We start from the raw sequence: 24,510 nt of genomic DNA on the forward strand, positions 1-24,510 counted from the left end.
CGTCTTTCTCTCCAGAATGACTGGCGGCGCGGACTAGGTCCGCGCCGCTTTTTTCTTTGTTCAGCAAAGAGGGGGCGGACTAAGTCCGCGCCGCTTTTTCCTTGGCGAGGCGCGGATTGGCGAAAAAGCGAAAGCCCTTCAGCACGATCTTCACCGCCTCCCAATGGATCGCCGCCAGCACGCCGGCCACCTGCCAGGGATGGCCCAGAACAGCGCGCAGCAGGACGCCGTCGCTCAAGGGCTCGCGCCGTCCTACGAAACTGGCCGAAAGCACCCGCCCCTCGTCGTCATGGACATCGACGCCCACGCGAACGCCTTCGCCGGGCGGCGCGATCGTGAAGGCGTAGCGCAGGTCCATCGGCAGGAACGGCGAGACGTAGAAGCTCTTGTCGCAGCCCTGGACCACCAGCCCGTCGTCGCGCGCGGCTGCGGGCAGCACGTAGTCGCAGCGCTCGCCGAAGGTGTTGCTGACCGCATAGACCACCGCAGCCAGGCGCTCCTCATGGTCGTGGCAGAAGTAGACCGTCAGCGGATTGAAGCCGTGGCCCAGCACGCGCGGCATGCACAGGGCCAGGATCGGACCGCCAGGGGCCGCCAGTCCGCGCGCCGCCAGCAACGCCTCGACCTGCGGCTTGACCGGCGCGCGCCGCCGCTCGGCATGGTCGCGATCGTGCCAGCTCAGCAGGTTCAGGCCATTGTGCGAAAACAGCCGCAGCCGCCGGTCCGCCGCGTCCAGTTCGTCGAGATCCAGCAGCAGCATGAACACCCGATAGCGTAGGCGATGCCCGCGCGGCCGTTCGCGCGCGTGAACCACGAGACCGGAATAGAGCGACGAGCGCAGGCTCATGCCACCAGCTCCGCCTCCCGCGCCGCCGCCGGTGCGTCGAGGAAGATCCGCCCTGACGGCTTGGGGGTCAGCCAGGGCCGGCGGACGCCGCCCAGTTGCTCCGCCACGGCCAGGCCCGCCTGCAGGCCGTCCTCGTGGAAGCCCGAGCCGAAATAGGCCCCGGCGAACCAGGTGCGACGCACGCCCTGCAGCGACCACAGCCGCGCCTGCGCGGCCATGGCCGGTCCGTCGAACAAGGGGTGCTCGTAGACCTGATCGTGCAGCACTTCTCCGGGCGCGCGGTCGGGATTGAGCGACAGGAAGCAGGGCTCGGCGCCCTCCATCGGCTGCAGTCGGTTCATCCAGTAGGTCACCCCGCCCTCGCCCTGCACGCCCCGGCGGCCCACATGGTTCCAGCTGGCCCAGGCGGCGGCGCGGCGCGGCATCAGCGACCGATCCCGGTGCAGCACGGCGCGGTTGCGGCTGTAGCGGAAGGCCCCCAACAGGGCCGTCTCCTCCGCCGAGGGGCGCGCCAGCATGGCTAACGCCTGGTCGGCGTGGGCGGCGACCACCACCTGGTCGAACGAACGCGCCTGCCCTGCCCCGTCCTCGACCACCACATGGTCGGCATGACGCGCGATCCATCGCACCGGTCGCGACAGCAGAATCTCTCCGTCCATGTCGGCCGCCAGGGCCGCGACGTAGCGGGCGCTGCCGCCGGCCACGGTGCGCCAGATCGGCCGCTTGTCGATCGGCAGCATCAGCCCGTGATTGTCGAAGAACCGCAGGAAGGTGCCGGCCGGAAACTCGCGGATGTCGCGCAGCGAGGCCGACCAGATCGCCGCCGCCTGCGGCAGCAGGTGGTCCTCCTGGAAGGCCCGCCCGAAGCCTTGCGCGTCGAGATAGTCCGCCAACCGGCAGAAGCCGCCATCAGCCTCCAGCGCCCTGGCGTCGCGCGTCCCGGACCGGTAGAAGCGCATGACGTCGAGCAGCATGCCCAGGAACCGCGGGTTCACCAGGTTGCGCTTCTGGGCCAGCAGGTTGCTGGACGAATATTCCAGCGCCCCGTCGTCGAGCGACACCCCGAACGACATGTCGCTGGCCGCCGTCTCGACGCCCAGATGCGCGAACAGCGCCGTCAGGTTGGGATAGTTCGGCTCGTTGTAGACGATGAAGCCGGTGTCCACCGCCGTTCCGTCCGCCTGCACCGTGTGGGCGTGGCCGCCGAGGCGGTTATCGGCCTCGTACAGCACCACCTCGTGGCGCTTGGACAGCAGCCAGGCGGCCGAGAGGCCGGAAATCCCGGAGCCGACCACGGCGATGCGCTGTCGGGTAAACGAGGCATGGGACGGCAAGGCTTGGCTCCTGTCGGCGAGGCTTCGCCAGCAGCTACGGAGCGGCGCCGTGTTTGGACGCGTGCATCCGAAAGACGACCCCGTGCGTACCTCCACCGCAAGGTCGCCGACCCGACCGACGGGAGCGGCCGCCATGGACGGAGGCACGATGACGGACACGATGCGCGAGCGCGACCAGGACGGCGCCGATCCCGACAGCGGCCATGGCCGCGGCGGCGGACCGGTCGCGACGCTGGTCCGGCTCGCCCAGGACGCCCCCGTGCCCGACTTCGTGTCCCGCCTGGCCATCCACCAGTTGGTGACCGGCGCCCGGCGCTCGCTGGAGCAGGCCCCGCCGGACGCCGCCCGCCTGTTCGCCGAAGCCATGGCCGGACGCGCGATCGCCACCCACACGGCCGACGCCAACACCCAGCACTACGAGCTGCCGGCCGCCTTCTTCGAAGCCGTGCTGGGTCCGCACCTGAAATATTCCAGCGGCCTCTATCCGCCTGGCGTCGACACCCTGGCGGGGGCCGAGGCCGCGGCCCTGCGCGAGACAGAAAGCCACGCCGACCTGCGCGACGGGCAGGCCGTGCTCGAGCTGGGCTGCGGCTGGGGCTCGCTGTCGCTTTGGATGGCCGAACGCTTTCCCGCCTCGACGATCACGGCGGTTTCGAACTCGACCTCGCAACGGGCCTTCATCCAGGCCCGGGCCGCCGAGCGCGGCCTTTCCAACCTCACCGTCGTCACCGCAGACATGAACGTCTTCGACACCGCCCGCCGCTTCGATCGCGTGGTCTCGGTCGAGATGTTCGAGCACATGAGCAACTGGCGCGCCCTGCTGGCCAAGGCGCGCATGTGGCTGAAGCCCGACGGCCTGCTGTTCCTGCACGTCTTCACCCACGCTACCACGCCCTACCGCTTCGAGGTCGACGACCCGGACGACTGGATCGCTCGCCACTTCTTCAGCGGCGGCATCATGCCCAGCCACGACCTGGCCTGGCAGTTCCCGGAACTGTTCGAGGTGGCCATGGACTGGCGCTGGAGCGGCGCCCACTACGCCCGCACCGCCGAGCACTGGCTGCAACGCTTCGACGCCGCCAGGGCCGTGATCGATCCGTTGCTGGTCGAGGTCTATGGCGACCAGGCCAGGGTCTGGCGGCGGCGCTGGCGGCTGTTCTTCCTGGCCACGGCCGGCCTCTTCGGCCATCGCGGCGGCGCCGAGTGGGGCGTCAGCCACTACCGCCTGCGGCCCGTGGCCTGAAGGAGATCCCCGATATGCTTCGCTACGTCTTCGGCTACCTGGCGACCGCCGTCGTGTTCCTGGCGCTGGACGCTGTCTGGCTGACCCAAATGGCCGACCGCCTCTATCGTCCGCGCATCGGCGCCCTGATGGCCGACACGCCCAGCCTGCCGCCGGCGGTGGCCTTCTACCTGCTCTATATCGGCGCGGTGACCTGGTTCGCTCTCGCGCCGGCCCTGCGTCCCGACGGCGGCTGGACGCGCCTTCTGGCCAACGCCGCCCTGTTCGGCCTGGCGGCCTACGCCACCTACGACCTGACCAACCAGGCGACGCTGAAGACCTGGTCGACCGTCGTCACCCTGGCCGACATGGCCTGGGGCGCCTTCGTCACCACCGCCGCGGCCAGCGCCGGCTATTTCGTCGCCAGTCGGTTCGGCGCGCGGTAAGCCGTTGCCAGCCTTGGAACAGCGTGCGAGCGTCCGCGCCGGGCTTGATGCCCTGGGGGACGTCGCTTGGACGCTGACAGCAGCCGCGCCTTGCTTTCGCGAGCGATCGCTCGCGTCGCCAATCGCGACCAGGACGCCCTCAAATACGTCTATCGACACACCTCCGCGAAGCTATTGGGCGTCGTCTTGCGTATCTTGAACGATCGCGAGGAGGCCGAGGACGTGTTGCAGGACGTCTATCTGACGGTGTGGAACAAGGCCGACCGGTTCGACCCGGAGAAGGCCAGCCCGATCACCTGGCTGGTCAGTCTGGCCCGCAACCGCGCCATCGACCGGCTGCGCTCGCGCGGGACCCGCGTCATGGCCGGCGTCGAGGAGGCCGAGGCCCTGCCTGACGCCGCGCCCCTGGCCCCGGCGAGGATCGAGGCCGACGAGGACCGCCAGCGGCTCGACGGCTGCCTGGACCAGCTCGATCCCAAGCATTCCGGAGCGGTGCGCAAGGCCTTCTTCGAGGGCCTGACCTACGACGCCCTGGCCCAGGCGGTCGGCGTGCCGCTGGGCACCATGAAAAGCTGGATCCGGCGCAGCCTGATCAGCCTGCGGGCCTGTCTCGAAACATGACCGACGCGACACATACTCCCCCCAATCCGCCCGAGGGCGAAGAGCGCCCCCTGGCCGGCGAGTACGTGCTGGGCGTTCTGGACGGCGCCGAACGCGTCGAGGCCGAAGCACGCCTCTCCGCCGACCCGGCCTTCGCCCGCGCCGTGGCCTGGTGGGAGGAGCGCCTGACGCCCCTGGCCGCCGACATCGCCGCTGCGCAACCGTCCGAAGGCCTTTGGCCGCGCATCCAGGCCCTGGTCGCCGAGCCCCTGAAACCTTCGGCCTGGAGCAACGTCGCCCTGTGGCGCGGCCTCACCGCAGGGGCCATGGCCCTGGCGGCGGCCTGCGCGGTCATCGCCATCCTGCCGCGCCCGGCCTTGCCGCCGGCCGCCACGCCCGCGCCAGCCAGGCCGCAGGCGGCCGAGGTGGCGCTGATCGCGGATCCTGCCACCAACAAGCCGATGATCGTCGCCACTCTCGACCACGGCATGGACCAGGTGATGCTGACGCCCATGGGCATGAAGATGCCGGAGGGTCGCGACGCCGAGCTGTGGATCATCCCCGAGGGCCAGAAAGCCGTCTCGCTGGGCGTGATCCCGATGGACAAGCCGATGCGCATCCCGATGCCCAAGGACTTGCGCGGCGAGGGAACCTACACAGCGCTGCTGGCCGTCACCGACGAGCCGATCGGCGGCTCGCCCACCGGCGTGGCCACCGGCTCGGTGCGCGCGTCCGGCAAGTTCGCCAAGGCCTGAACCCCGTTTTTCGGGGAGCCATAAGCGTTCCGGCGCGTTCGCCCCGGTCATGACCGACCTTCCCGACTGGCTGCCGGACTGGCTCAACGACTCCGTCTGGCTGATCGCCTGGGCGCCGCCCTGGATCGTCAGCCTGGTGCTGATCGCGCTGGCCGTGGTGCTGGCCTGGACAATCCACGCCGTGGTCGTGCGGGCGGTGCGCCACACCCTGTCCAAGCGCGACGCCTTCTGGCAGACCCTGATCGCCCGCACGCGAAGGCCCACGCGCATGGCCTTCGTGGTCGCGGCCCTGGGGGCCGCGGTTTCGATCGCGCCGCTCGACGCGGCCCAGGCGCAGGCGGCCAAGCATCTGCTGCTGGTGATGTTCATCCTGCTGCTGGGCTGGATGTCCATGACCGCCCTCGACATCGGGGCGGCGCTCTACATGCGCGGCTTCAAGGTCGACGTCGAAGACAACCTCCTGGCCCGCAAGCACGTCACCCAGATCCGCATCCTGCGGCGGGCGCTGGCCATACTGATCGGCATCTTCACCCTGGCCCTGGCGCTGATGACGATCCCGGGCGTGCGCCAGTGGGGCGTCAGCCTGCTGGCCGCCGGCGGCGCGGCCTCGCTGATCGTCGGCCTGGCGCTGCAGCCGCTGCTGACCAACCTGATCGCGGGCATCCAGATCGCCGTAACCCAGCCGATCCGCATCGACGACGCTGTGATCGTCGAGAAGGAGTGGGGGAACATCGAGGAGATCAACGCCACCTACGTGGTGGTGCGCCTGTGGGACTGGCGGCGGATGGTGCTGCCGCTCAGCTACTTCATCCAGACCCCGTTCCAGAACTGGACCCGCGAGAGCGCGGCCCTGATCGGCACGGCCATGCTCTATGTCGACCCTTCCGCCCCGGTCGACCGCCTGCGCGAGAAACTGGAAGAGATCGCCAAGGCCTCGCCGCGCTGGGACGGCAAGGTGGTCAACCTCGCCGTCACCGACATCACGCCCGAGGTCATGGAAGTGCGTTGCCTGGTCAGCGCCCGCAACGCCCCCACCACCTTCGACCTGCGCTGCGAGGTGCGCGAAAAGATGATGGCCTTCCTGCGCGAGGAACTGCCCGACGCCTTCCCGAGGAAGCGGCTGGCGCTGGCGGCGGAGGTTTGAAAGCGCCCTCCCCCTTGATGGGGGAGGGCTGGGGTCGGGGTGGTTGCGGCGGTTCGGTCCGCGCCGCATCCTGAAACGCTGTCACCCCATCCCCGCGCTTCCCCCATCAAAGGGGAAGGGGGGGACAGACACCAAGTAAGTGATTTATGACTTACAAGCAGGCGCCCGCGCGTGCGGCTGGCGCTTGCGCGGGCAATCGGCGGAGACTTCGCCGTCGAGGCGCTTGCCGGGGGAGACCGGCGGGCGCAGCCTGCTATCGGGTGGGGCGACGAAACGGCGGGGAGCGGAGTGACTCAAGCGTTCGAGATCGGCGTCAGGGCCAAGGCCCGCTGCGACCTGATGGGCGCGGCGCCGTTCAGCGAGGCCGACGACATGCTGGTGCGGCGGTTCCTGACCCCCGCCCACAAGGCCGCCCTCGACACCCTGAAGTTCTGGATGGAGGAAGCCGGCATGGCCGTCCGCCTCGATCCGGCCGGCAATCTGGTCGGTCGCTATGAAGGCGAGGCGCCGGGCGCCCCCGCCCTGCTGATCGGCTCGCATATCGACAGCGTGCGCAACGGCGGGCGCTATGACGGCGCGCTGGGCGTGATGCTGGCGGTCGACGTGATCGACGCCTTCCACCGCCAGGGCCGCCGCCTTCCTTTCGCACTGGAAGCCATCGCCTTCGGCGACGAGGAGGGCTCGCGCTTTCCCGCCTCCATGGCCTGCAGCCGCGCTGTGGCCGGCACGGTCGACCCCTATGTGGTCGAGATGACCGACGCGGACGGCGTGAGCCTGGCCGAGGCCTATGCCGGCTTCGGCCTGGATCCCACCCGCCTCGTCGAGGCCGCTCGCCGGCCCGACGAGGTCTTCGCCTTCCTCGAGGCGCATATCGAACAGGGCCCGGTGCTGGAGGCCGAGGGGCTGGCCCTGGGCGTCGTCACCGCGATCGCCGCCCAGAAGCGGATCCTCGTCCGCTTCAAGGGCCAGGCCGGGCACGCCGGCACCACGCCCATGGGCCTGCGCAAGGATCCCGGCCCCGCCGCCGCCGAGGCGGTGCTGGCGCTGGAGCATATCTGCCGCGAAGGGCCGCTGGGCGGGACCGACGGCCTGGTCGGCACGGTCGGCCGCATCACCGCCCTGCCCGGCGCCTTCAACGTCATTCCCGGCGCTGTCGAGTTCTCGATGGACATCCGCGCCGAGACCTCGGCCACCCGCGACGCCGCCGCCGCGGCGATCACGGCGCAGATCCAAGCCATCGCCGCCCGCCGCGGCCTGGCCGTCACGGTCACCCTGATGCAGGAATTGGCGGAAAGCCCTTGCGATGCGGGCCTGGCCGACCTGCTGGCGGCCGCCGTCGGCGATCTGGGCCAGCCCGACCGCCGCCTGCCCAGCGGCGCGGGCCACGACGCCATGGTCATCGCCGACCTCTGCCCCACCGCCATGCTGTTCATCCGCTGCGAGGGCGGGGTCAGCCACAACCCCGCCGAAGCCGTCACCGACGCCGACTGCGCCCTGGCGGCGCGCGCCATGGTCGGCTTCGTCGAGCGGCTTTCCTCTGAATTTTCATCGTCATCCCGGCCGGAGCGCGCAAGCGCGGAGAGCCGGGACCCAGGGGCCGTGCGCACCGCCCCTGGGTCCCGGATCGCCCCTGCGGGGCGTCCGGGATGACGGCTTGATGGATAGGCGTATGGATACCTTCCGCGAACTCGACCACCCCGCCCGCCTGCTGATGGGTCCTGGGCCCATCAACGTGCATCCGCGCGTGCTACGGGCCATGTCGGTGCAGTTGCTCGGCCAGTTCGATCCCGAGTTCACCGGCTACATGAACGAGGTCATGGCGCTGTACCGCGGCGTCTTCCAGACCGCGAACCAATGGACCTTCGTGGTCGACGGCACCTCGCGCGCCGGCATCGAGGCGGCGCTGGTCTCGACCCTGCAGCCAGGCGACGACGTGGTGGTGGTCAACGCCGGGCGCTTTGGCCTGCTTCTGGCCGAGATCGCCGAGCGCTGCGACGCGCGCGTCACCTTCGTCGAGGGCGACTGGGGCAAGGTCGTCGATCCGCAGGCGGTGGAGGATGCGGTGGCCCGCGTGAAGCCGCGCCTGGTGGCCTGCGTGCACGGCGACACCTCCACCACCATCGCCCAGCCGATCGAGGCGATCGGCGAGATCTGCCAGCGCCTCGGCGCCCTGCTCTATGTCGACGCCACCGCCACGCTCGGCGGCATGAGCGTGCCGGTCGACGCCTGGAAGGCCGACATCGTCACCGCCGGCCTGCAGAAGTGCATGGGCGGCCCGTCGGGCTCGGCCCCGATCACCATCAGCGACAAGGCCGCCGACCACATCTTCTCCCGCCGCCATGTGGAGAAGGGCCTGGCGACCGCGGGCATGACGGGGAACGGCCGCCGCATCGCCTCCAACTATTTCGACCTGGCCATGATCATGGACTACTGGTCGGACAAGCGGCTGAACCACCACACCGAGGCGGCCAGCATGCTGTTCGCCGCCCGCGAATGCGCCCGGATCGTGCTGGAGGAAGGGCTCGAGACCCGCTTCGCCCGCCATGCCCGGGCCGGCGCGGCGATGACCGCCGGGATCGAGGCGATGGGCCTGAGCGTCTACGGCGACCAGACCCACAAGATGACCAACGTCACCGGCGTGATCGCGCCTCCCGGCGTCGACTACGACCGGGTGAAGGCTCGCATGCGCACCGAGTTCGAGATCGAGATCGGCGCGGCCTTCGGGCCGCTGGCCGGCAAGATCTGGCGGATCGGAACGATGGGCGTGAACGCCCGCAAGCACGCGGTGCTGCAGACGCTCGCGGCGCTGGAAGCGGTGCTGAGGTGGGAGGGCTTTGACGCCCCGGCCGGGGCTGGCGTGGATGCGGCGCTGGGGGTGTTCGGATGAGGCCGACGCTCAAGACCCTCCCCCTGAAGGGGGAGGTGTCGCCGAAGGCGACGGAGGGGGAAGTCCGGCCGGCGTGGGGTTTCACTTCCCCCTCCGACCGCTTCGCGGCCACCTCCCCCTTCAGGGGGAGGGTTTCTGCATGACCTATCCCCGCGATATCGTCGGCTATGGCGAACACCCGCCGCACGCCCGATGGCCGAACGACGCCCGCGTGGCCGTGCAGTTCGTGCTGAACTACGAGGAAGGCGCCGAGCGCTCGGTCCTGCATGGCGACCCCGTCAGCGAATACTTCCTGTCGGAGATGGTCGGCGCCCAGCCCATCGAGGGCATGCGCCACATGTCGATGGAGAGCCTCTACGAATACGGCTCGCGCGCCGGCTTCTGGCGGATCCGGCGGCTGTTCGAGGAGTTCGGCCTGCCGCTGACCGTCTACGGCGTCGCCCAGGCCATGGAGCGGGCGCCCGACGTCGTCGAGGCGATGATGACGTCCGGCTGGGAGATCGCCAGCCACGGCTATCGCTGGATCGACTACCAGCACTTCCCCGAAGACCTGGAACGCGAGCACATCGAGAAGGCCATCGAGGTGCACAAGCGGCTGACCGGCGAGCGCCCGCTCGGCTGGTACCAGGGCCGCACCAGCCCTAACACCGCGCGCCTCGTCGCCCAGGAAGGCGGCTTCGTCTACGACGCCGACAGCTACAGCGACGACCTGCCCTACTGGGACGATCAGCACGGCCGGGCCCAGCTGATCGTGCCCTATACGCTCGACACCAACGACATGCGCTTTTCCGCGCCCCAGGGCTTCAACAGCGGCGACCAGTTCTTCACCTATCTGCGCGACGCCTTCGACGCCCTGTATCTGGAAGGCGTGACGGCGCCGAAGATGATGAGCATCGGCCTGCACTGCCGCATCGTCGGCAAGCCGGCCCGGATCATGGCCCTGCGCCGCTTCCTTCAGCACGTGACCGCCCACGACAAGGTCTGGGTGGCCAAGCGTATCGATATCGCGCGGCACTGGATCGCGACGCATCCCTATTCAAAGCCCTCCCCCCTCGATGGGGAAGGGAGATGAGGCTCGACGATCTCAACCAGATGGACCGCCCGGCGTTCGCCGCGACGCTGCACTTCGCCTTCGAGCTGTCGCCCTGGGTGGTCGAGCGCGCCTGGAGCGCCCGTCCCTTCGACAGCATCGAGGCCATGCACGGCGCGATGATGCAGGTGCTGAACGCCGCCCCCCTCGGCGACAAGCTGGCCCTGATCCGCGCCCACCCCGAACTGGCCGGCAAGGCTGCGATCGCCAGGACGCTGACCGCCGAGAGCGCGGCCGAGCAGGCCGGCGCGGGCCTCGACCGGCTGACGCCCGAGGAGTTCGCGCGGTTTCACGACCTCAACGCCGAGTACGGCAAGCGCTTCGGCTTTCCGTTCATCATCTGCGTGCGGCTGAACGACAAGACCTCGATCCTGCGAGCCATGCAGGCCCGGCTGTCCAACGACCGCGAGGCCGAGATCGCCGAGGCGATCACCCAGATCGGGCTGATCTCAAAGCTCCGCATCCAGGACGCGGTGACCGACTAGATGGACTACGACCTCGCCGCCTGGCTGAACCTGGCGCTTCGCTGGCTGCACGTGATCGCGGGCGTCGCCTGGATCGGCGCCTCGTTCTACTTCGTCTGGCTCGACAACAATCTGCGCGCGCCAGAGTCCGTGGATGGAGGGCCGCCCAAGGACGGGGTGAAGGGCGAGCTGTGGGCCGTGCATGGCGGCGGCTTCTACCATTCGCAGAAATACATGACGGCCCCGACCCACATGCCGTCGCACCTGCACTGGTTCAAGTGGGAGGCCTACACCACCTGGCTGTCGGGCTTTGCTTTGCTGTTCGTGCTCTACTACTGGGGCGCGCCGGTCTATCTGATCGATCCGGCCAAGCACGCCTTCAGCCATTGGCAGGCCGTGGCCGTGGGCCTGGTCTTCATCTTCGGCGGCCTCGCCGTCTACGAAGCCCTGTGCCGCTCGCCGCTGGTCGAGCGCCCTCGCCTGTTCGGGATCGTCTGGTTCAGCGCGCTGATCGGCGCGGCCTATGCGCTGCAGCACCTGTTCACCGACCGCGGGGCCTTCATCCACGTCGGCGCGATCATCGGAACGGCCATGGCGGCCAACGTCTTCCTGACGATCATTCCCAACCAGCGAAAGATCGTCGCCGACATGCTGGCCGGCCGCGAGGTCGACCCGCGCCTGGGCGCCGCGGGCAAGCAGCGCTCGGTGCACAACAACTACATGACCCTGCCGATCCTGTTCATCATGATCAGCAACCACTATCCGGCGATCACCGGACATCCGCTGGCCTGGCTTCTGCTGGCGCTGGTGGGGGCGGCGGGGATCTCGATCCGCCACTTTTTCAACCTGCGTCATCACGGGATCATCCGGCACGACTTCCTGTTCTATGGCGCCATGCTGATGTTCGCCGTCAGCGTGATCGCCAGCCAGAAGCCCAAGGCGGCGCCGGTGCTCGGCCCGGTCAGCTTCTTCGAGGCCCAGGCGATCGTCCAGAAGCACTGCGTCGCCTGCCACGCCGCCAGGCCCACCCATCGCGGCTTCGGCGCCCCGCCCAATGGCGTGACCTTCGACAGTCCCGAGCACATCGCCCGCTACGCGCCCAAGATCAGGGAGCGGGCTGTAACCAGCACGAGCATGCCGCTTGGCAACGAGACCCATATGACCGATGAGGAGCGCGCGAAGCTTGGCGCCTGGATCGAATCCGGGGCCAAACTCCCCTGAGGTCCCTGGAGACAGCCCCCTTGTCCGACGCCGATCACGAGGCCGTCCCCGACGCCCCGGTCCCGCGCAAGCGCAACGCCGAGCGGACGCGCAAGGCGATCATGTCGGCGGCGCTGAAGGAGTTCTCTCAAGCCGGCTTCGCGGGCGCGCGCATCGAGCGGATCGTCAAGACCGCCAAGTGCAACATCCGCATGCTCTATCACTACTTCGGCGACAAGAAGGGCCTCTACGTCGCCGTGCTGGAGGCCGCCTACGAGGACCTGCGCAACCGCGAGGCCGAGCTGAAGATCGACTTCGACCGGCCGCTCGAAGGGTTTCTGGAGCTGCAGCGCTTCACCTTCGAATATTTCGAGAAGAACCCTCGGTTCGAGGGCCTGCTGCGCAACGAGAACCTGATGCAGGGCAAGTTCGTCGCCCAGTCGCGCAAGGTGACCGAAACGGCCTTCCCCCTGCGCCGCACCATCGAGCGCCTGATCGAGAGCGGCCAGGAACAGGGCCTGTTCCGCGACAAGCTCGACCCCATCCAGATCTACGTCACCATCGCCGCCATGAGCCGCTTCCACCTGGCCAACGGCTGGTCGCTGTCGGTGACGCTCGACACCGACATGTCGACCACCGAATGGCGACGGGCCAGGCTCCAGCACGCCTTGGACGTGCTGGAGGGGTATCTGCGGAAGGGCTAACCACCGTTCCGCCAAATTCGTGCTAGGTTGCTGGCGCGATGAAAGCCGAACCGTCCATTTTCGACGACAGCGACGACGCCGCGGAAGCCGCGGCCGACGCCGAGGGCCTGTCCGACCTGGACGCCGGCCGGACGATCTCGCACGAGAAGATGAGGGCGTGGCTGCTGTCCTGGGGCACGCCCGAGGAAACGCCGCCGCCCGAGCGGGACTAAGCCCGACCGATGGCCGAGCCGGACGCGCCCGCATTCAAGGTGGCCTGGTCGGCCCGATCCCGCCGCGATCTTGAAGCCATCCGCGCCTATATCGGGCAGGTCCGCCCCATCGCCGCCCAGCGCCTGGCTCTTCGGCTGGTCACGGCCGTCGAAGCCCTGGCCTTCCACCCGCATCGCGGACGCCCCGCTGGTGGAGACGTCCGCGAATTGGTGGCGATCGCGCCCTATGTGATCCGCTACCGCGTGAAGGGCGGGGTGGTGCAGATCGTGCGCATCAAGCACGGGGCCGAACGCCCCGACTGACCTACTTCGCCATCACGTTCATCACCGCCAGGGTCATGGCTTCCACGCCCGTGCGGATCGACGGCTCGGGGACCGGGGCGAAGAACGGCGAGTGATTGACCGGCATCGGCTTGCCCGACGCCTTGGCGTCCGCCATCGCCTTGGGATCCAGGCCCCCGATCGAGAAATAGACCGACGGCACGCCGGCGATGATGAACTCCGAATAGTCCTCGCTCGCCGAACCGGGCGAGGTCACCGCGATCGCGTCCTTGCCGAAGGCGGCCTTGAAGACGGCGGCGGTCTTTTCGGTGAGGGCCGCGTCGTTAACCACCGCCTTGCCGCCCGGAACGATCTCGAGGTCCGGGGCCGGCGCGCCCGACATCTCGGCGACGGCCTTGGCTGTGCGGGTCACGCCGGCCAGGATCTTGTCGCGCACGCCGTCGTCCTGGGTGCGGATCGTGCCGCGCACCTTGGCCTTGTCGGGGATGATGTTGCCGGCGCTGCCGGCCTGGATCGAGCCGACCGTGACCACGCCGAACGCCGCGGGATCCTTCTCGCGGCTGATCACGCTCTGGACGTCGACGGTGAAGCGGGCGGCCATCATCACCGGGTCGATCGAGGCGGCTGGCATGGAGCCGTGCGCGCCGCGGCCGTTGAAGGTCAGCTCCAGAGCGTCCGAGGTCGAGGTCAGCACGCCGGGCTTGTAGTAGACCTGCCCCGCCGCGCCTGGGCCGACGTGCAGCGCGAAACCGTAGTCGGGCTTGCCGAACTTCTGGAAGAAGCCGTCGTCGATCATCGCCTTGGCGCCGCTGACCGTCTCCTCCGAGGGCTGGGCCACGAAGACCAGCGTGCCCTTCCACCTGGACTTCTGCGCCACCAGCTGGCGGGCCGCGCCGATCCAGGCGGCCATGTGCAGGTCGTGGCCGCAGGAGTGGGCGACGAACACCTCGGCGCCGTTCCAGGTGGTCTTGGCGCGGCTGGCGTAGGGCAGGCCCGTCTTCTCTTCCATCGGCAGGGCGTCGAGCTCGGTGCGGACGAGCATAGATGGCCCCTCACCGTTCTTCAGCACCGCCACCACGCCGGTCTTGCCAACGCCTTCGGTGACCGTGAAGCCGAGCGAGCGCATCTGCTCGGCCAGCTTCCTGGCCGTTTCGACCTCCTGGAAACCCAGTTCCGGGTGGGCGTGCAGGTCCTTGTAGAGCGCGTCCAGCTGCGGGTAGTCGCGATCCAGCTGGGCCTTGATGGCGGCCTTGGTCGCGGGGACGTTCAGCGGAGCCGCCAGCGCCGGAGCTGCCAGCAGGGCCATGACGGCGGCGAGGGTGAAGGTCTTGGAGGTCATGCTGCTCGCGCGGCGGGCCGCGCCCTTCCTTCTGTCGTTACGCAAACTCTCCCTTCCCCCTTGATGGGGGAAGGGCGGGGTTGGGGGTGGAAGCGGCGGTGGACGTCACCCGGTCGGCGCCAGGTCCTGAACCCGTGTCACCCCCATCCCCGGCCCTTCCCCCATCAAAGGGGGAAGGGAGCACTGGAGATCAGAACTTCCGTCTGGCGTTCACCCCGACGGTGCGCGGGGTCAATCCATAAAGCAGGTCCTGGTACCCGACGTTGCTGTTCTTGTTCATGATCCCCTCGGCGTCGGTGAGGTTGGTCACGAAGGCGTAGACGCCCCAGTCCTCGGCCTCGACGCCGGCCCGCAGGTTCACGGTCGAGAAGCTGCCGAACTTGTCGAAATAGACGTAGGTCGGCCGGAAGGTGGAGACCATCTCGCCGGTATAGGCGTAGTCGGCGCGCACCAGGCCGTTCAGGCCCGCCACCGGCAGCGGCCAGACGTACTGGGCCGAGGCCGAGGCCGTCCAGTCGGGCACGTTGGCGATGCGGTCGCCCTTCCTGCCGGTCGAGCCGTCGACCAGGATGTTGGCGTTGGCCTGGTCCTCGGTCAGCTCGGCCTTGGTGTAGCCGATCGAGCCATTGAGGGTCAGGCCGTGGATCGGGCGTGCCGCGACCTCCAGCTCCAGGCCCTCGATGCGCGCCGCGCCAGCGTTGGTGATGAACTGGTAGAGGCCGTCGGCCGTCATGGCGCTGGTCTGGCGGTCCTTCCAGTCGATGCGGTAGGCCGCCGCATTGGCCGTCAGCTTGCCGCCCAGCCAGGTGGTCTTCACGCCGGCTTCGTAGTTCCACAGGCTGTCGGGATTGTAGACCACGAGTTGGCTGTTCAGGCCCGGCACGTTGTTGGCCCCGCCTGGCCGGAAACCCTCGGCCGCCGTGGCGTAGACCATGACGTCGGAGGTGACCTTGTAGCTGGCGTTGAACTTGTAGACCCAGCCCGAGGCCTCGGCGGTCTGCTCGGAATAGGCGGCGGGCGCCGCGCCGGTCAGCACGTTCCTCTGGGTGCCGGCGCTGCCGGTGGTCTTGGTGTAGTCGTAATGACGCGCCCCCACCGTCAGCGACAGGCCCTCGACTTGCGGCGGCGTCCAGGTCAGCTCGCCGAACTGCGCGGTCTGCTTGACGCCGGTGTTGACGTAGCGCCCCTGCAGATATTGCGTTGGACTGTAAGGCTGGCCCGTGGTCAGGCTGGTCAGCACCGTGTTGCTGTCGATGTGGTCCTTGCGCAGCTCCATATAGCCGCCGACCGTCCACTGCAGCGGGCCCTCGCCCTTCGACGACAGCCGCAGTTCGTGGTTCCAGGCCCCCAGATAGGCCGGCTGGTAGCCGATCACGCCGTTGGCGCTGCCGATGTAGGGCCTGTATTGCGGGGTGAAGTCGATCGTCCGCAGCATGTCGTACTTGTAGTAGGCGCTGGAGGCGGTGACCTCGCCGACCGGGCTCGACCATTTGCCGGTGACGCTGGTCATGTCCATCTCGGTCTCGAGCAGCAGCTTCACGGCGCTGTCGGTCTTGTAGTCGCCCAGGCGGTCGTACCAGCCCTCCAGGTCGTCTGCCGACGAGTTCTGGTGGACCTTGGTGACGACCAGCGAGATGTCGTCGGTGGGCGTGAAGCCCAGCATGGCGCGATAGCCGTCGGCGTGGCTGTCGTTGATGTTCCTGGCGCCGGTGCGGACGTTGTCGACGAAGCCCGGTCGATCCTCGGTATAGGCCACGATGCGGGCGGCCAGCTTGCCCTCGATCAGCGGGATGTTGCCCATCGCCTTCAGGTAGGAACCGCGCGAACCGCCCTTGGTGGCGCTCGCCTGACCTTCGATCGAGGCGCCGAACTCAGTGCTGTCGGGCTTGGCGTAGATCACCCGGATCGTGCCGCCCATCGAGCCGCCGCCGTACAGCGTGCCCTGCGGGCCGCGCAGCACCTCGACGCGCTCGACGTCGAACAGGTTGAGGTCGGCGGCGTTGTTGGCCGGGTCCTGCGTGGTGCCCGAGGGGCCGGTGACCGAGGTCTCGTCGTAATAGAGGCCGGTGGTGGCCTCGCCCGAGCCCTGGACGCCGCGGATGGTCACTCGGCTCTGGCCCAGCTGGCCCTGGGTCAGGTTCACGCCCGGCACCGAGCGGAAATAGTCCTGCAGGCCGGTGGCGCCGATCTTCTGCAGGCTGTCGCCGGTCACCGCGCTGATGCTCATCGGCGTGGTCTGGAGGGTGGTGGAGCGCTTAAGCGCGGTGACGACGATCTCCTCGACGGTCTCGTCCGGCGCGGGCTTCGAGGTGGTCTGGGCGGCCGCCCCCAGCGGCGCCGCGAGGGCGGCGATAGCCGCCGTGGAAAGCAGGATCCGAAGATCGGTACGCATCACATTCCCCAGTGCATGCATGAAAGCGCCCGCTCTGAAGGCGGGTCGATCGCAGGCTGGGGTCGGCGTCAGAAATATGTCAACGCTTTTGTATCGATATTATTCGAAGCGATATAGGCGCCCACCGGTGAGGCGCCCCTCCCGCTGCCGCCGCTCCCTCCGCTGCCTCCCCTCGTCATCCCGGCTCTACGCTACGCTTCGGCCGGGATGACGAGCTGAAGTGGTGGGGCTTCTGGCCTCAAATCCCCGGCGCGAACGGGAACTGCATCGCCTCATAGGCCTCCAGACTCAGCGGCGGCGGCGCCTCGCCCTTGGGCAGGGGCAGGCCGTTGATCGACTGGAAATAGGCGATCGAGGCGTCGCGCCACCACTGGGCCTCGCGGCGCTGAATGGCCAGATAGGCCGCCACCTCGCCGTGGCGCTCGGCGTCGACGTAGGGCGAAAGATCCGCCCAGGTCGCCTGCATGCCGCCGACCGTCTTCACGCCGCGCGAATAGCGGCCGACGAGTTCGTCCCATAGCGGCCGACCCGAACGGGTGCGATAGCCCCATGGCAGGTGGTGGAACCACAGCAGGTCCTTCTCGTCGACCGTTGACAGGTCGGAGAACCCGGCCGCGGCCGGCGGGGCGTACTGGGCCACCGCGTTGCTGCCCTTGGCCGTGCGGTCGAAGCCGATCCCGGCCTTGTCGGCCCGGTGGTAGTAGACGCTCGTCCAGTCGGCGCGCTCGCCGCCGGCGACCCAGGGCCCGGGTCCGTAGTGATGGCTGCGGCCCATCAGGTGGTGCAGGCCCATCGGGGTCATGTAGTCGACCACCGCCTCGCGCGAGCCCATCATCATCGCCACGGCCGGCCCCACGAAGCGCTTGTCGGGCGAGAAGGCCATCGCCGCCCAGTCACGGGCGATGGCTTCCGATGAAGCCTCCGGATCCCAGGCCAGCCGCCCGAAGGCGTACCAGTTGGCCTGGTCGAACTGCGAGCCGCTCCAGTTGCGGTCGGTCCCGATATTGGCCACGCCCGCCATCAGGGTGCGGGAATAGCCATGCAGCTTGCCGTCCACGACCTTGGCCACGGTCGACCCCTTGCCCGCGGCCAAGGTGTCGGCCTTGAGCACCTCCTCCCACATGGGACCCAGGTAGGCCAGGTGTGTGGAGAAGCCGAGATATTCCTTGGTGATCTGGAACTCCATGCCGAGGTTGGTCTTCGGCATCGCCCCGAACAGCGGGTGGAACGGCTCGCGCGGCTGGAAGTCGATCGCGCCGTTCTTGACCTGGACGATGACGTTCTCGGCGAACTGGCCGTCGAACGGCTTGAACTCCGAATAGCCCTGCTTGGCGCGATCGTCGGGCTGCTCGTGCGAATAGACGAAGGCCCGCCACATCACGATGCCGCCGTGCGGCCCCACCGCCTGCGCCAGCATGTTGGCCCCGTCGGCGTGGGTGCGGCCATAGTCCTGCGGACCCGGCTGGCCCTCGGAATTGGCCTTCACCAGGAAGCCTCCGAAGTCGGGAATGGCCTTGTAGATCTCGTCGGCCTTGGACTTCCAGAAGGCGCGCACGGCCGGGTCCAGCGGGTCGGCGGTCTTTAGTCCCCCGATCTCGATCGGCGAGGAGAACCGGGCCGACAGATAGACCTTGATGCCATAGGGCCGGAAGGTGTCGGCCAGGGCGGCGGCCTTGGCGATATAGGGCGCGGTCAGGCTGTCGGACTTGGCGTTGACGTTGTTGAGCACCGCCCCGTTGATCCCGATCGAGGCGTTGGCGCGGGCGTAGTCGACATAGCGCGGGTCCCTGACGTCGGGCAGCCGCCACCAGTCCCAGATCGACTGGCCCGCATAGCCGCGCTCGACGCTGCGATCCAGGTTGTCCCAGTGGTTCAGCAGCCGGTAGCGGACCTTTGGGGCGTCGACGAGATCCAGCCGGTCGATCGGTTGGCGGGTCTGGATCAGCGCCAGGTAGCGATAGACGCCGTGCAGCACCCCGACGTCGGTGTTGGCGGCGATCACAGTGACGGACCGGCCGCCCTCGATGAGGGTGCGGATGCGGTAGCCCTCGGCGCCGGCGGCCTCCAGCGGCAGGTTCAGCGTGGCGATGCGAGGCGAAGACCTGGGCGTGCCCAGCAGGATCTCGCCGCCTCCGTCGCGACGCTCGCCCAGCAGGCCGGCGAGGCCGCGTTCCAGTTCGGCGCGGGCGACCGTCAGGGCTGGCGTGTCGGCGACCGGCGCGATCGTTCCGGCCGAGGCGCGATAGACGCCGGCCGCGCCGGCCTCCACCGGCCGATAGCGGAGCCACAGGTCATGGCCGTCCTCGGCCCGGGCGATCAGCGGCGCCAGCAGCAGGCCGGCAGCCAGGAAGAGCCCTCGAAGCATGTGGCTCGGTCGCATCGCGTCTCCCCGTTTCATATGCGGCGGCCGTCTGGCGCGGCCTGAGAGGTGGTCGAGTCTTTGCCACCTTATTGGTCTGACCAATGGATTGACAACCTTCTCGTCGCGTTTAAACGAAAGGGGCCAGATCGCTCGCGGGCCGCTTGCCCGCCAAGACCTCGTCGCCGGCGCAACCGGCGGCGCCGCAGAAAGACGCCGATGCTCAAGATCACAGCCGCCAGGGTCATCGTCACCTGCCCGGGGCGCAACTTCGTCACCCTGAAGATCGAGACCAGCGACGGCGTCTACGGCATCGGCGACGCCACCCTGAACGGGCGCGAGCTGGCCGTGGCCAGCTACCTCAACGACCACGTCATTCCGTGCCTGATCGGCCGCGACGCCCATCAGATCGAGGACATCTGGCAGTACCTCTACAAGGGCGCCTATTGGCGGCGCGGGCCGGTGACCATGTCGGCCATCGCCGCCGTCGACATGGCCCTGTGGGACATCAAGGCCAAGGTCGCGAACCTGCCGCTGTACCAGCTGCTGGGCGGGGCCTGCCGCACCGGCGTCATGGTCTACGGCCACGCCAACGGCGCCAGCATCGAGGAGACCCTCGACAACGCCGCCGCCTATGCCGAGCAGGGCTACAAGGCCATCCGCCTGCAGTCTGGCGTGCCCGGACTGAAGACCGTCTATGGCGTCTCCAAGGACCGCTTCTTCTACGAACCGGCCGACGCGGCGCTGCCCAGCGAGAGCGTCTGGTCGACCGAGAAGTACCTGCGCAGCGTGCCGCCGCTTTTCGAGGCCGCGCGCGAGAAACTGGGCTGGGACGTGCATCTGCTGCACGACGTGCACCATCGCCTCACCCCCATCGAGGCCGGACGCCTGGGTAGGGACCTGGAGCCTTACCGCCCGTTCTGGATGGAGGACGCCACCCCGGCCGAGAACCAGGCCAACTTCCGCCTGATCCGCCAGCACACCACCACGCCCCTGGCCGTGGGCGAGGTGTTCAACTCGATCTGGGACTGCAAGCAGCTGATCGAGGAACAGCTGATCGACTACATCCGCGCCACGGTGGTGCACGCCGGCGGCATCACCCACCTGCGCCGCGTGGCCGCCTTCGCCGACATGCATGGCGTGCGCACCGGCTGTCACGGGGCCACGGACCTTTCGCCGATCTGCATGGCCGCGGCCCTGCATTTCGACCTGTCGATCCCCAATTTCGGCATCCAGGAATACATGCGCCATACGGCCGAGACAGACGCAGTGTTCCCGCACGCCTACAGCTTCGAGGACGGCATGCTGCATCCGGGCGAGGCCCCGGGCCTGGGGGTCGACATCGACGAGGCGCTGGCGGCGAAATATCCCTACAGCCGCGCCTACCTGCCGGTGGCCCGCCGAGAGGACGGGTCCATGCATGACTGGTGAGATCCGCGCAGGATCTTGTCAGACCAAATAGCGGCGGCGCCCGACAAGGGTTATGTTATCGATGAGGGACCATAGGTTCCGCGCGTCGATTCCAGGAAGCCATGTCGGACAACGTCAAGCTCTACCGCAAAATCGCGGACACCGTCGCTGACGCCATCGAGGCGGGCCAGTACAAGCTGGGCGACCGCCTGCCGACCGAGCGCGAACTGGCCGAGCAGTTCGGCGTCTCCCGCCCCACCCTGCGCGAGGCGATGATCGCCCTGGAAATGCTGGGCATGATCGAGGCCCGCCACGGCCTGGGCATCTATGTCACCGGCGACGTTCGCCCCGTGGCTCCGCAAGCCGCCGAGCGCGAGACCGAGATCGGCGCCTTCGAACTGATCGAAGCCCGCCGCCTGTTCGAGGGCGAGGCCGCGGCCCTGGCCGCCACCTCGATCACCGAGGAACAGATCGCCCAGCTGGAAAGCCTGCTCGAGCGCATGCACGAGGAGGAGGAGATCCGGGGCGAGGACGCCGATCGCGAGTTCCACCTCGTGATCGCCGCGGCCACCGGCAACGGCGCGATCATCGCCACGATCGAGAACCTGTGGGACTGGCGCAACCGCTCGGCCCTGGCCCGCAACATCCTGACCCGCGCCCGCGGCATGGGGCTGGAGCCTCGCATCGCCGAGCACCGCCGGGTGGTCGAGGCCCTGAAGGCCCGCGATCCGGCCGCCGCCCGCCAGGCCATGCGCGACCACCTCGAACGGGTCATCGAGCACCTGCTGCACGCCACAGAGACCGAGGCCGTCGAGCGCGCCCAGCAGGAAACCAACGCCCGCCGCGACGCCATCGCCAAGCGCGTGGCCATCTAGAACGCAAAACGCCCCGGCGGAAACCGCCGGGACGTCGTTGCATAGGCGCTCGAGCCCTAGGTCGGCGTGCGCACGGCCATGCCGCGGAGCCAGAAGTAGGTGGAGCCCGAGCTGGCCACCTGCAGGCTGAAGGTGTTGGCGCCGGCCTTCACCAGTTGCGGCGGCACCACGAAGTAGTTGGCCTGGTAGCCGAAGCCGCCGCCGGGCACGACGTAGTTGGCGATGATCTGCGTGCCGTTGACGCTGAGGCTGACCGGAGCGTTGCCTTCCTGGTCGCCGTTGCGCGACACCAGCCCGTCGAACTCGAACATCAGCGCCGCCGAGGCCGAGTCGGCTTGATAGGTGACCGCCACCACGCCGTTCTGGGCGATCTTCACGTGGTCGCCGGCGAAGCTGCCGTCGTTCTGCGAGACCGCCAGCTGATTGGTCTTCGGCGGCGAGACCGAGAAGTCCGCCGTGGCGACCGGCGTGTAGAACTGGCCCTTGGAGACGGCGAAGTCATAGAGCCAGAAGAAGGTGGTCGCGTTGGGCGACACCGTCAGGACGATGGTGTTGGCGCCGGACACGCAGAGCTCTGCGGGCACGGCCACCTCGACCCACTGCGGCCCGAAGCCGCCGCCCGGAACGGTGTAGTCGGCCAGGATCGGCTTGCCGTTGAAGATCAGCGAGATCGGCGAATAGCCGTCCTGGTTGCCGTTGCGCGACACCAGCCCGTAGAGAGCGACGCTGACCTGGGCGCCGGGACCAAGATCGGTCAGCGAGAACTGCAGGCCGAAGCTGCTGTTCTGAGCGTACTTGTAGTGGTCGTTCGCGAAGGTCCCGCCGTTGGTGGTGATCGACAGCCCGGGGCTCAGGGCGACCGGCGAGACTCGCAGGCTGGCGGCCAGAGCCTTGCCCACATAGGGACCGGAGACGAAATCGATTTCCAGGCCATAGAGCCAGAAGAAGGTCTGGGCGTTGCCATCCACCTGCAGCTGCAGGGCGTTGGCGCCGGCCTTCAGCAGAGCTGCGGGGATCGGGAGGATCGCGTCCTGCGGGCCGAACCCGCCGCCTGGAATGGTGAAGCCCGAGACCACCTGGCCGCCGTTGACCTGCACCGAGATCGGCGAGAAGCCGTCCCGGTCTCCGTTACGCGACACCAGCCCCGTCACCCGCACCGCCAAGGTCTTGGTGAAGGCGTTGGCGTCCAGGTTGAACTGCACGGTGACGGTCTGGTTGTTGCCCAGGCGCTGGTGATCACCGGCGGGCGTTCCGCCCAGGGCCGTGATCGACAGGCCCTGGGTGATCGGCGGCGAGGTGTTGAAGACGGCGGCGCCGAGCACGAGGCCGATGGCGGCGGTGTCGGTCGAGACGATGGCGTTCATGATGTTTCCTCCTTGATTTGAACTCGGTTTCGAACTCGCACTCAGGACAAATTGGCGGCGATCTCGGCGCACCAGGTGGCAGTCTCGTCCGGCGACGGCGCGTTGAGATTCCAGAGCATGATGCCGGCCTTGGACGCCCCGGTCGGGTTCCAGGAGGCCAGCGGCGCCAGGTCGGCGAAGGCGGTGTTCTGTCCGGCGTTGGCGGCGTCGGCGACGCCGATGGCGACCTTCTCGGGGCCGACCAGATCGGCGTATTGCCCGAACAGAGCCTGCTGGCCAGCGACGCCGTTCCAGTAGGCCATGGTGGCGACGAACGAGATCTGGTCCCTGGCCTTGGCCAGATAGGCGTCGCGTTGGGGCCCCAGATAGACCGGCAGGGTCAGCAGGGCGTCGGGGCCCAGCGCCGCGCGCAGGGCGGCGATGACCTGCACGAAGTTGCCGTCGGGCGTGTAGGAGGGATCCTCGTTGTCGAGGTCGACCCCGTCCAGGCCCCAGTCGTCGATCACGATCGCCTTGACGTTGGCGGCGTAGGTCTGCGGATCGAGATTGCCCCAGCCGCCGGGATGGCCATCCCAGTTCGGCTTGCCGTTGATCGACATCAGCACCTTGACGCCCCTCGCCTGCAGGGCCTTCGCGCCGGCGCGGATCTCGTCGGCGCTGTGCTTGCTGGTCAGGAAGTCGAGCGTGATGGTGTCGCCCTGGTCGCTGGGCGCGTTCACCGCAAAGGCTAGCGCAACCACGCCGACGGTGTCCGGCGTCTCCTCCAGGGACGGCCCGCCTTCGTTGTAGCCGAGCCAGTAGGCCATGAAAGTTTGATTGGTCACGTGCGCCCCCTTGATCACAAAACACAACCTTAGGGAGGTATTGTCAAAAATGAATCCTTAAGATGTGCGATTCCGCACACCCAACCCAAGGACGCGGAAACTCGCAGATCCGCCAACTAGACGACCGGTCTATTATTTCCTACATAGCAGGCCATGAGCGCCCGCAAGAAATCAGAGATCACCCGCGAACACATCCTGGCTGTGGGCCGCGAGCTGGTTCTGCGCCAGGGGTTCGGGGGCATGGGCCTGAAGGAGCTGCTTGACGCCAGCGGCGTGCCGAAGGGTTCGTTCTACTACTATTTCGCCTCCAAAGAGGCGTTCGGCTGCGCCCTGCTGGAAGACTATTGCGCCGCGTACGGCGCCAAGCTCGCCGGCCTGTTCGACACCGACGCCAGCGGCCGCCAGCGCCTCATGGCCTACTGGAACGTCTGGCTGGATGGCGACACCGCCTGCGGCATGGCCGACCGCTGCCTGGTGGTGAAACTAGGCGCCGAGATCTCCGACCTGTCGGAAGACATGCGGCGGATCCTGGACACGGGCGTGGAGCGCCTGGTGCGCCGCATCGCCGCCGTCATTGTCGAGGGCCGTGACGACGGCTCCCTGCCCGGCTCGGGCGATCCGATGGCCACGGCCCGGACGATGTACGCCCTGTGGCTGGGCGCGGCCATTCTCGCCAAGCTTTCCAAGGATCAAGGCCCGCTGCGCGAGGCCTTGGCCACCACCGAGACCCTGCTCGCGGCCGCCTGAGGCCGCCCCGTCC

The 24,510-nt window shown here is 68.5% G+C and carries 23 protein-coding genes; 16 read left to right on the forward strand and 7 right to left on the reverse strand.

From position 1 onward, the window contains the following. Positions 1-79: 79 nt before the first annotated feature. Positions 80-847, reverse strand: coding sequence for a DUF1365 domain-containing protein (locus DDF67_RS08885; protein ID WP_109100533.1), 768 nt, complete (start codon positions 845-847; stop codon positions 80-82). Next, positions 844-2,181, reverse strand: a complete 1,338-nt coding sequence (locus DDF67_RS08890; RefSeq protein ID WP_233247586.1) for an NAD(P)/FAD-dependent oxidoreductase — start codon at positions 2,179-2,181, stop codon at positions 844-846. Before DDF67_RS08890 ends, DDF67_RS08885 begins: the two co-directional genes overlap by 4 nt. A 148-nt stretch (positions 2,182-2,329) precedes the next feature. Here DDF67_RS08890 and DDF67_RS08895 point away from each other — a divergent pair, with 148 nt between their 5' ends. From DDF67_RS08895 to DDF67_RS08955, 13 genes are all read left to right on the forward strand, one after another. After that, positions 2,330-3,424 (forward strand): SAM-dependent methyltransferase, encoded by a 1,095-nt coding sequence (locus tag DDF67_RS08895; RefSeq protein ID WP_233247587.1) that lies wholly within the window; start codon positions 2,330-2,332, stop codon positions 3,422-3,424. A 14-nt stretch (positions 3,425-3,438) separates the two neighbouring features. Further along, positions 3,439-3,849: a DUF2177 family protein gene (locus DDF67_RS08900; RefSeq protein ID WP_109100535.1), complete on the forward strand. Its 411-nt coding sequence runs from the start codon at positions 3,439-3,441 to the stop codon at positions 3,847-3,849. Between the two features lie 90 nt (positions 3,850-3,939). After that, on the forward strand, positions 3,940-4,470 hold the full coding sequence (locus tag DDF67_RS08905; RefSeq protein ID WP_269845444.1) for a sigma-70 family RNA polymerase sigma factor: 531 nt from the start codon (positions 3,940-3,942) through the stop codon (positions 4,468-4,470). Beyond that, entirely contained in the window at positions 4,467-5,204 is a 738-nt protein-coding gene (locus DDF67_RS08910) for an anti-sigma factor (RefSeq protein ID WP_109100537.1), read from the forward strand. The genes DDF67_RS08905 and DDF67_RS08910 overlap by 4 nt, the downstream gene beginning before the upstream one ends. Before the next feature lie 49 nt (positions 5,205-5,253). After that, complete coding sequence (locus tag DDF67_RS08915; RefSeq protein WP_109100538.1) at positions 5,254-6,348, forward strand: mechanosensitive ion channel family protein; 1,095 nt, start codon at positions 5,254-5,256, stop codon at positions 6,346-6,348. A 288-nt stretch (positions 6,349-6,636) separates the two neighbouring features. Then, positions 6,637-7,998, forward strand: coding sequence for an allantoate amidohydrolase (locus DDF67_RS08920; protein ID WP_109100539.1), 1,362 nt, complete (start codon positions 6,637-6,639; stop codon positions 7,996-7,998). Positions 7,999-8,005: 7 nt separating this feature from the next. Next, on the forward strand, positions 8,006-9,235 hold the full coding sequence (locus DDF67_RS08925; protein ID WP_408608600.1) for a pyridoxal-phosphate-dependent aminotransferase family protein: 1,230 nt from the start codon (positions 8,006-8,008) through the stop codon (positions 9,233-9,235). Positions 9,236-9,374: 139 nt separating this feature from the next. Next, complete coding sequence (gene puuE / locus DDF67_RS08930; protein ID WP_109100540.1) at positions 9,375-10,307, forward strand: allantoinase PuuE; 933 nt, start codon at positions 9,375-9,377, stop codon at positions 10,305-10,307. Then, positions 10,304-10,810, forward strand: coding sequence for a 2-oxo-4-hydroxy-4-carboxy-5-ureidoimidazoline decarboxylase (uraD, locus tag DDF67_RS08935; RefSeq protein ID WP_109100541.1), 507 nt, complete (start codon positions 10,304-10,306; stop codon positions 10,808-10,810). The genes puuE and uraD overlap by 4 nt, the downstream gene beginning before the upstream one ends. After that, positions 10,811-12,010 carry a urate hydroxylase PuuD gene (locus DDF67_RS08940; protein ID WP_109100542.1) on the forward strand — a complete coding sequence of 400 codons (1,200 nt, stop codon included), beginning with the start codon at positions 10,811-10,813 and terminating at the stop codon, positions 12,008-12,010. It begins immediately after the preceding gene. 20 nt (positions 12,011-12,030) lie between these two features. Then, positions 12,031-12,693 (forward strand): TetR family transcriptional regulator, encoded by a 663-nt coding sequence (locus tag DDF67_RS08945; RefSeq protein WP_109100543.1) that lies wholly within the window; start codon positions 12,031-12,033, stop codon positions 12,691-12,693. Between the two features lie 38 nt (positions 12,694-12,731). Beyond that, positions 12,732-12,905 (forward strand): CopG family transcriptional regulator, encoded by a 174-nt coding sequence (locus tag DDF67_RS08950; protein WP_109100544.1) that lies wholly within the window; start codon positions 12,732-12,734, stop codon positions 12,903-12,905. Positions 12,906-12,914: 9 nt separating this feature from the next. Continuing rightward, positions 12,915-13,208, forward strand: a complete 294-nt coding sequence (locus tag DDF67_RS08955) for a type II toxin-antitoxin system RelE/ParE family toxin (protein WP_109100545.1) — start codon at positions 12,915-12,917, stop codon at positions 13,206-13,208. Position 13,209: 1 nt separating this feature from the next. Here DDF67_RS08955 and DDF67_RS08960 read toward each other — a convergent pair whose 3' ends face one another. The 3 genes from DDF67_RS08960 to DDF67_RS08970 all read right to left on the reverse strand — a co-directional run bounded on the left by DDF67_RS08960 (position 13,210) and on the right by DDF67_RS08970 (position 19,298). Further along, positions 13,210-14,493, reverse strand: a complete 1,284-nt coding sequence (locus DDF67_RS08960; RefSeq protein WP_408608602.1) for an amidohydrolase — start codon at positions 14,491-14,493, stop codon at positions 13,210-13,212. Between the two features lie 223 nt (positions 14,494-14,716). Next, positions 14,717-16,918 (reverse strand): TonB-dependent receptor, encoded by a 2,202-nt coding sequence (locus DDF67_RS08965; protein ID WP_158278015.1) that lies wholly within the window; start codon positions 16,916-16,918, stop codon positions 14,717-14,719. Positions 16,919-17,156: 238 nt separating this feature from the next. Beyond that, positions 17,157-19,298: an alpha-glucuronidase family glycosyl hydrolase gene (locus DDF67_RS08970; RefSeq protein ID WP_109100548.1), complete on the reverse strand. Its 2,142-nt coding sequence runs from the start codon at positions 19,296-19,298 to the stop codon at positions 17,157-17,159. A gap of 198 nt (positions 19,299-19,496) precedes the next feature. Here DDF67_RS08970 and manD point away from each other — a divergent pair, with 198 nt between their 5' ends. After that, entirely contained in the window at positions 19,497-20,708 is a 1,212-nt protein-coding gene (gene manD, locus DDF67_RS08975) for a D-mannonate dehydratase ManD (RefSeq protein ID WP_109100549.1), read from the forward strand. 101 nt (positions 20,709-20,809) lie between these two features. Then, entirely contained in the window at positions 20,810-21,562 is a 753-nt protein-coding gene (locus DDF67_RS08980) for a FadR/GntR family transcriptional regulator (RefSeq protein ID WP_109100550.1), read from the forward strand. A 56-nt stretch (positions 21,563-21,618) separates the two neighbouring features. Here DDF67_RS08980 and DDF67_RS08985 read toward each other — a convergent pair whose 3' ends face one another. Together DDF67_RS08985 and DDF67_RS08990 are read right to left on the reverse strand one after the other, a co-directional pair. Beyond that, positions 21,619-22,926 carry a hypothetical protein gene (locus tag DDF67_RS08985; RefSeq protein ID WP_109100551.1) on the reverse strand — a complete coding sequence of 436 codons (1,308 nt, stop codon included), beginning with the start codon at positions 22,924-22,926 and terminating at the stop codon, positions 21,619-21,621. 41 nt (positions 22,927-22,967) lie between these two features. Further along, a complete protein-coding gene (locus DDF67_RS08990; RefSeq protein ID WP_146197982.1) occupies positions 22,968-23,750 on the reverse strand; it encodes an EndoS/ChiA family endoglycosidase in 783 nt (260 codons plus the stop codon). A gap of 153 nt (positions 23,751-23,903) precedes the next feature. Between DDF67_RS08990 and DDF67_RS08995 the strand changes: the two genes are divergently transcribed. Then, positions 23,904-24,497, forward strand: coding sequence for a TetR/AcrR family transcriptional regulator (locus DDF67_RS08995; protein WP_109100553.1), 594 nt, complete (start codon positions 23,904-23,906; stop codon positions 24,495-24,497). Positions 24,498-24,510: the final 13 nt, after the last annotated feature.

The organism is Caulobacter endophyticus (genome assembly GCF_003116815.1).
GTDB lineage: Bacteria > Pseudomonadota > Alphaproteobacteria > Caulobacterales > Caulobacteraceae > Caulobacter > Caulobacter endophyticus.